The organism is Streptomyces sp. NPDC058145, assembly GCF_042884245.1.
Lineage (GTDB): Bacteria > Actinomycetota > Actinomycetes > Streptomycetales > Streptomycetaceae > Streptomyces.
In genome coordinates, this window is record NZ_JBHVUH010000012.1 from 318,741 (window position 1) to 326,350 (window position 7,610).

General features: G+C 71.4%; 2 protein-coding genes. One reads left to right on the forward strand and one right to left on the reverse strand.

Going from position 1 to position 7,610, the window contains the following annotated elements:
- Positions 1-182: 182 nt before the first annotated feature.
- Positions 183-833: a DUF1707 domain-containing protein gene (locus tag ACFVVO_RS27505; RefSeq protein WP_390058269.1), complete on the forward strand. Its 651-nt coding sequence runs from the start codon at positions 183-185 to the stop codon at positions 831-833.
- A gap of 82 nt (positions 834-915) precedes the next feature.
- Here the strand turns inward: ACFVVO_RS27505 and ACFVVO_RS27510 are convergent, their stop codons facing one another.
- Positions 916-7,557, reverse strand: coding sequence for an amino acid adenylation domain-containing protein (locus ACFVVO_RS27510; protein ID WP_390058270.1), 6,642 nt, complete (start codon positions 7,555-7,557; stop codon positions 916-918).
- Positions 7,558-7,610: the final 53 nt, after the last annotated feature.

Consider the following 7,610-nt stretch of genomic DNA (forward strand, 5'->3'; position numbering starts at 1 on the left):
GTAGGACCCGGCCGCGACGGCGGTCAAGGATGGTCCGCGACCGCCGGAGAACGGCGCCGGCTGCCTCGCGAGAGGGCCCGTGGGGACGCGGACGACAAGGCCGTACGGGTGTCAACTTCCGCGAGTCCAAGAGCGGTTCAAGGGCCGCGTCCGGCCGTGGGCGGAAGCGTATGCTCCGATCCATGGACTCCCCTCAGCCCTCCGAAGAATCGCGTGACGATTCCTCCAAAAGCAAGTCCCTTTCCCCCCGACCGGGCCTGCGGGCCTCGGACGCCGACCGTGAACGGGCCGCCGCCGTACTGCAGGAGGCCACGGCCGACGGACGTATCTCCCCCGACGAGCTGGAGCAGCGTCTGGAAGTGGTCTACAGCGCCGGATCCAGGAGTGAACTCGACGCCGTCGTGGAGGATCTGCAACCGGTCCAGTGGGCCCGCCGCACTCCGTCCGTCGGCAAGGACACCGGTGTTCTGAGTGATTTCGTCCGCAAGGGACGCTGGACGGTGGGCGATTCATACCGGGGGACCGCCGTCGTCGGTTCCGGGGTGATCGATCTGCGCGAGGCGGAATTCACCGGACCGGAAACCACGATTCACGTCAGTTCGTGGATCGGCACCGTCTACATCGTCGTCCCGGACGACGTCGAGGTGCATGTCGAGGGCACCGGCGTCCTCGGCGGGTTCAAGCAGGACCGGGTGAACACCGGCTACTCGGCGAGGCACCGGGTCCACGTCACCGGGCTCGCCGTCTGCGGCACCGTCTCCGTGGTCCACCAACTGACCCCGGCCCTGGAGCGCCGGCTGCTCAAGCGGCGGCGGAAGGGCATCGCCGACTAGCGGCGCTCTCCGCGCGGCAGTTCGACGAGGTGGGCCGGGCGACCGGCCCACCTCGTCGCGTTTCCCGGTCTCGTTCACCCTGTCATGCGCGGCCGTCCAGATCCTTGTTCATGATCGCGCCCATGAACGAGGCGCTCTCCGGCAGATGCATGTCGTGGTGGGTGCACGCCACCTCGTGCTCGGTGAGGACGCCGGTGATGTGCGCCCGCCACTTCTCCCGGCCGGTCGAGTCGCCCGGCCCGCGACCCAGCGTCGCCGTGAACAGCAAAGCGTCGCCCTCGTACACCGGGGAGACGAAGGACTGCAGCTTCTCGTGGTGGTCGGTGATGATCGCCGTGGCGACGTCGATCATCTGCAGGTAGTCGTCGCCGCCGCGCATGGCGCCGAAGTACTTCTCCAGTTCGGAGCGCATGAGCCGTTCGTAGTCGGCCCGTTCGTAGGCGTCCGCGCCGTCCCGCGGGGCGGCGTCCAGCAGGGCCAGCATGCCGACCTCCAGGCCGCGCCGGCGCAGCTTCACCGCGATCAGGTGCGCCAGGATGCCGCCGAACGAGTAGCCGAGCAGATGGAACGGCCCGTCCGGCTGGGTACCGAGGATCTGCTCCAGGTAGTCCTCGGCCATCGCGTCGATGGACTCGGGCAGCGGGGTCACCCCGTCGAAGCCGCGGGCCTGGATGCCGTGGACGGGCCGGTCCGGGAAGCTCGCCGACAGGCCGAGATAGGCCCAGCTCAGTCCGCCTCCGGGGTGCAGGCACCACACCGGCTTGCGGATGCCGTCGGCCTTCAGGGGCAGTACGACCGCGAACGGATCGGCGTTCCGTGTCCCGGCGCCCGGCCGCAGGTACGAGGTCAGCCCGGCGACCGTCGGCGCCTCGAAGACGGCGCGCAGCGGGACCTCCACGCCAAGGGCGCCCCGGATCCGGCCGATCAGCCGGGTGGCCCGCAGGGAGTGCCCGCCGAGCGCGAAGAAGTCGTCGTCGACGCCGACCCGGTCCACGCCCAGCACCTCCGCGAAGATCCCGGCGAGCACCTCCTCCTCCACCGTGCGCGGTGCCCGGTAGGCGTTGCCGGTGATGACGGGGGACGGCAGGGCGGCCTTGTCGAGTTTGCCGTTCGGCATCAGCGGCAGCCGGTCCAGCACCACGAACGCCGCCGGGACCATGTAGTCGGGCAGCCGGTCGGCCATGAAGCGGCGCAGGTCGTCGACGCGCCCCGCGGCGTCCGGGTCGTTGACGTGTTCGGACAGCACGGTCACCGGACCGGCCGGCAGGAAGACGTCCGTGAGCGGAATTTCCGCACCCGTCCGCAGCAGGACCGCGTCCATCCGGCCCGGCACGGCCGACCAGGTGACGACGGCCCGGTAGCCGAGCTCCTCCCCCAGCCGGCGCAGGTCGCCGGGGGTGAGCATCGCCTTGTCGCCGTCGGGCCGCCGGACCTCGGCGGCGGGCAGCCGCCCTGCGGCGGTGTCCAGCCGGCGGACGGTGTCGGTCACCGGCTGCACCTCGGCGTGGGGGATACCGCTCACCCGCACGCTCTCCGGGCGCTGCTCGGTCAGGAACCGCCGCAGCACCTCGGGCGAGCCGAACCCGTCCCAGGCGACCGGCGTGACGCCGGCCAGGGAGGTCACCTCGGCCGGTTCCCTGCGCAGCACCACCTCGTAGCGGTACCGGCTGAGTTCGTTGGCCGAGTCCATGTCCTTCAGCCGGATGTCCACCGCGCCGATCTCGGGCAGCAGCCGGGGCAGGGCCGTGAAGAACTCCGGAGCCAGCAGCAGTTCGCGTTCGGCGAGGATCTCCAGCCGCACCCGCTCCCGCAGTTGCTCCACGGTGGTGCCGGCGTCCGCGCGCGCCAGCTGTACCTCGGTGGCGAACTCGCGCAGCAGCGTGTGGTTGCGGATGTCGCCGAGGTACACCGCGCCGCCGGGTGCCAGCAGCTTCAGGGCCTTGCCGATGACGTCGAGGAGATAGCCGGCGTTGGGGAAGTACTGCACGACGGAGTTGACGACGATCGTGTCGAAGTGCCCGGCCGGCAGGTGGTCGATGTCGTCGGCCCGCCGGGTCTCCAGCCTGACCCGGTCCGCCCACGGCGCGTCCAGGGCGCTGATCTGGTCCTTGAGCGACTCGATGGTGGCGCTCGAGAAGTCCAGCGCCCAGTACTCGTCCACCTCGGGAGCCAGCGGGGCCAGCAGCAGACCCGAGCCGACACCGATCTCCAGCACCCGGGACGGCGTGAGGGCCCGGATGCGGTCGACGGCCGCGGACCGCCACTGCCGCATCTCGCTCAGCGCGATCGGCGCTCCGGAGTAACTGCTGTGCCAGCCCTGGAAGTTCTCGCCGAACTCGGCCTGCGGTGCCGCCGCGTCGGGGCCGGCGTCCTCGGCGATGTACGCCTCCTTGTGGGCGTAGAGGTCGTCGTACACCTCGGTCCACTGGCCTACCGACTCCTCCTCCACCGTCTCCCGGCGGACCAGCGAGGCCTCCTTGTCCAGTACGACGTACCCGACCAGGTCCCGGACCCCGGGGCCGGCCTCGGAGTCCCGGGCGACCACCACGGCCTGCCCGACCGCCGGGTGCCCCGCGAGCACCGACTCGACCTCGCCCGGCTCGATACGGAAACCGCGGATCTTGACCTGGTCGTCGCTGCGCCCGGCGAAGACCAGCTCGCCTTCCTCGTTCCAGCGCACCAGGTCGCCGGTCCGGTACAGCCGGCCGCCGGCCGGGTCGAACGGGTCGGCGACGAACCGCTGCGCGGTCAGCCCCGGCCGCCCCCGGTACCCGCGCCCCACACCGGCACCGGCGACATACAGCTCACCGACCACTCCGGGCGGTACCGGCACCAGCCCCGGACTCAGCACGTACGCACGGGTGTTGGGCAACGGCGCACCGATCGGCACGGCCCCCGACCGTGGCTGCGCCGGATCCGACACGGTGTGGTACGTCGCGTCGACGGTGATCTCGGTCGGGCCGTAGGCATTGACGACGTCGACGCCGGGGTGCCTGCGCCGGAACTCCTCGATCACCCGCGCCGAGACCGCGTCCCCGCCGGTGACGACCCGCTCCAGGGACACCAGCTCGTGATCGTCCGCGGCGAGCATCTCCAGCAGCGCGGGCACCGCGAACAGGGCGGTCACCCGCTGCTCCTCGACGACGCGGGCCAGCGCGTCGACGTCACCGGCGTCGGCCGGGCCGACCACCAGGGTGCCGCCGCCCAGCAGGGCCGGCCAGGTCTCGAACGCCGACGCGTCGAAGGAGATCGAGGACTGCAGCAGGGTCCGGCCGCCCGGCTCGGGCCAGCCGTGCAGCGCCATGTCGGCGGCGTTGCGGTGGGTGATGGCGACGCCCTTGGGCACACCGGTGGAACCGGAGGTGTAGATGACGTAGGCCAGGTGCTCCGGCAGCGGGCCCGGGCGCCGGTCCGTGCCCGGGCCGGATGCGGCGGCGGTGCGCTCGGCGTCGAGGTGGATCCGGGGTACCTCCGACCGGGGCAGCCTCGCGTCGGTCTCGCGGTCGGTGAGGATCACCACCGGACGGGCGTCGTCCAGGATGAACGCCACGCGCGGCCCCGGGTACTGGGGGTCGATGGGCAGGTAGGCGCCCCCGGCCTTGACCACGGCCAGCAGCCCCACCACGTAGTCGACGGAGCGCCGCGTCGCGAGGGCGACGACCTGCTCGGGGCCGGCACCGGCCTCGGCCAGCTCGGCGGCGAGTCCGGCGGTACGGGCGTCCAGCTCGGCGTAGGTCAGCGACCGGGTGCCGTCCGTGACGGCCACCGCGTCCGGCGACGCCGCCACGACGGCCTCGAACAGACCGGCCAGCGTGGCATCGGCCCCACGCCGCCCGGTGTCGTTCCACTCGTCCACCACGAGCGCCCGCTCGGCGGAGGTGAGGACGTCGATCACACCGACCGCCACGGAGGGATCGATGATGATCTGTTCCAGCACCCGGACATAGCGCTCGGAGATCCGCTCCACGGTATCCGGGTCGAACACGGCTCGCTGGTACTGCAGCGACATCCGCAGCGGCTCGGGCGCCGCCATCAGGGTGAGCGGATAGTGCGTGCCGTCCACGGGGGTCGACCGGCTGATGGTGAGCCCGGAGTCACCGATCGGCTGGGTCAGCGCCTCTTTGTCGACCGGGTAGGACTCGAAGCCGACGATGGTGTCGAACAGGGTGGACAGGCCGGTGGCCTTCTGGATGTCGACCAGGCCGTGGTGGTGGTGGTCGAGCAGCGCCGCCTGCCTGTCCTGCAGATCCGTCAGCACCTTGGCCACCGAGTCACCCAGCTGGTGACGCACCCGGACCGGAAGCGTGTTGATGAACAGCCCGACCATCGCGTCGACGCCGGGCACGACCGGCGGGCGACCGGAGACGGTCATGCCGAACAGCACGTCGCTACGACCGGACAGCTGACCGAGCAGGATCGCCCAGGCGCCCTGCACGACGGTGTTGACGGTCACACCCAACTCGGCCGCGCGCCGGATCAGTTCCTCCGCCCTCTCCGGTGACAGACCCACCTGGTACCGGCCCATGCCGCCGTCCGTGTCCGCCTGCCGGGCCCGCGGCGCCAGCAGCGTCGGCTCCGTCACGCCCGCGAGTTCCTCGGCCCAGGTGCGTGCGGACAGCTCACGGTCCTGCCGGGTCAGCCACTTCAGGAAGTCCCGGTAGTTCCGGGCCCTCGGCAGCGCCGAACCGTCGCCGTGCTCGACGTACAGGCCCATCAGGTCCTGCATCAGCAGCGGAGTGGACCAGCCGTCGAAGAGCAGGTGATGGGCCGTCAGTACCAGCTCGAAGCGCCGCTCGCCGACCCGGATCAGCTTCATCCGCACCAACGGCGCCACCAGCACGTCGAAGTGGTCCTGCCGGTCGGCGGCCAGCAACTCCTGCAGTCGGACCTGTCGTTCGCCCTCCGGCAGGTCCCGCAGGTCGATCTCCTCCCACGGCAGCTCGACCCGGGCCGGCACGATCTGCACCGGTTCCCCGTCCGAGCCGAACCCGTACGCCACCCGCAGGTTCGGGTACCGGTCCAGCAGCGCCTGCCCCGCCGCCCGCATCCGCACCGGGTCGACCACACCGTCCAGGTGCATCGCGAACTGCATCTGATACGGATCCAGTTCGCGACCGGCGAGCATCGCGTGGAACAACAGTCCCGACTGCATGGGTGTCAGCGGCCAGACGTCCATCACATCCTGGTGGCGGGCCTCCAGCACATTGATCTCGAGCTGGGACAGCGACACCATCGGCAGGTCGGACGGCGTGAGCCCGCCGGCACCGTCGGCGGCGGCGTGCCGGGCGAGTCCGGTCAGCGCTTCCACCCACAGATCGGCGAGTTCCTGGACCTCGTCGCGGGTCAGGACGCCGGTCGCACAGGCGAACGTCGCCTGCAGAGACGGCCCTTGGGCGGAGTCGGTGACGACCGCGTTGATGTCGAGGGCGTGCGCGAGAGGCATGTCGGCGTCGAAGTCGGCGGACACACCCTCCAGCGTCGCGACGGGCGTCCACCCCTGACCGCGCAGACTCTCGGGCATCTCGGCGCCGGTGAACCGGCCGAGGTAGTTGAAGCCGATCTGTCCGGTGGGCAGTTGGGCCAGGATGGTGGCGGTGTCGGGGTTGAGGTGGCGGAGCAGGCCATAGCCGATGCCCTTGTCGGGGACGGCCCGCAATTGTTCCTTCACCGCCTTGACGGCCCGGCCGGCGGCGAGTCCGCCGGCGAAGGCGTCGTCCAGGTCGATTCCGGCGACGTCGGCCCGGACCGGATAGAGGGTGGTGAACCAGCCGACGGTGCGGGAGAGGTCCGCGCCGGGAACGGCGTCCTCCTCACGGCCGTGGCCCTCCATGTTCACCAGTACCGAGTGTTCCGAACCGCCCCGGGCCCGCCGCCACGCCGCGACGGCCAGCGCCATCCCGGCCAGCAGAGCGTCGTCGGGACCGCAGCGGAACACCTCCGGCAGCCGCGTCAGCAGCGCCTCGGTCACCTCGGCGGACAACCGCACCCGAACCCGGTCCACCGTGGCCGTCGTGTCCAGCGAGGGGTCGAGGCGACGGGAGCCGAGGGCGGGGTCGGGGGCGGCCAGGACCGACGTCCAGTGGTCCAGTTCGGCGACGCGCCCGGGACTGCGGGCCTCCTCGGCCAGGGCAGCGCTCCAGCGCCGGGCCGAGGTGCCGACGCGGGACAGCATCGGGGTCCGACCTGCCTCGACAGCCTGCCACGCCTCGATGAAGTCCGGGACGAGGATGCGCCAGGACACGCCGTCCACGACGAGGTGGTGGGCTGCCACGAGGAGGCGGCCGTTGCCGGTGCCGGTGCCGGTGCCGGTGCCGGTCGGGGTGAACCAGACGAACTGCAGCATGGTCCCGGAGGCGGGGTCGAGCCGGTCCAGGGCCCGGTCCAACTCGGCCGAGATCAGGGCGCCCCAGGCCTTCTCGTCGGTGACGCCCTTGCATGCGACGCGATGCAACAGAGTCGATATGTCGATGGAGCCCGGCTCGCCGGTGATAAGCTTCGGCGCGTCGTCGCCATGGCCGTGGACCAGGTGGGAGCGCCACATGTCGTGCCGGTCCACGACCGTCGAGAGCGTGGCGACGAGGGCGTCGTGGTCGATGCCGGTGGGCAGGTCCAGCACCATCCACTGCGCATAACGGCCGTAGGAACCCTCGCGGTTGAGCATCCAGTGGGCGATCGGCAGCAGCTCGGATTCACCGACACCGCCGCCCTGGAGTTCCTCCAGCACGGGGCGGTCCTCGGCTCCGCCGTTCGCAGCGGCCAGTAGCGCCAGACCGGACA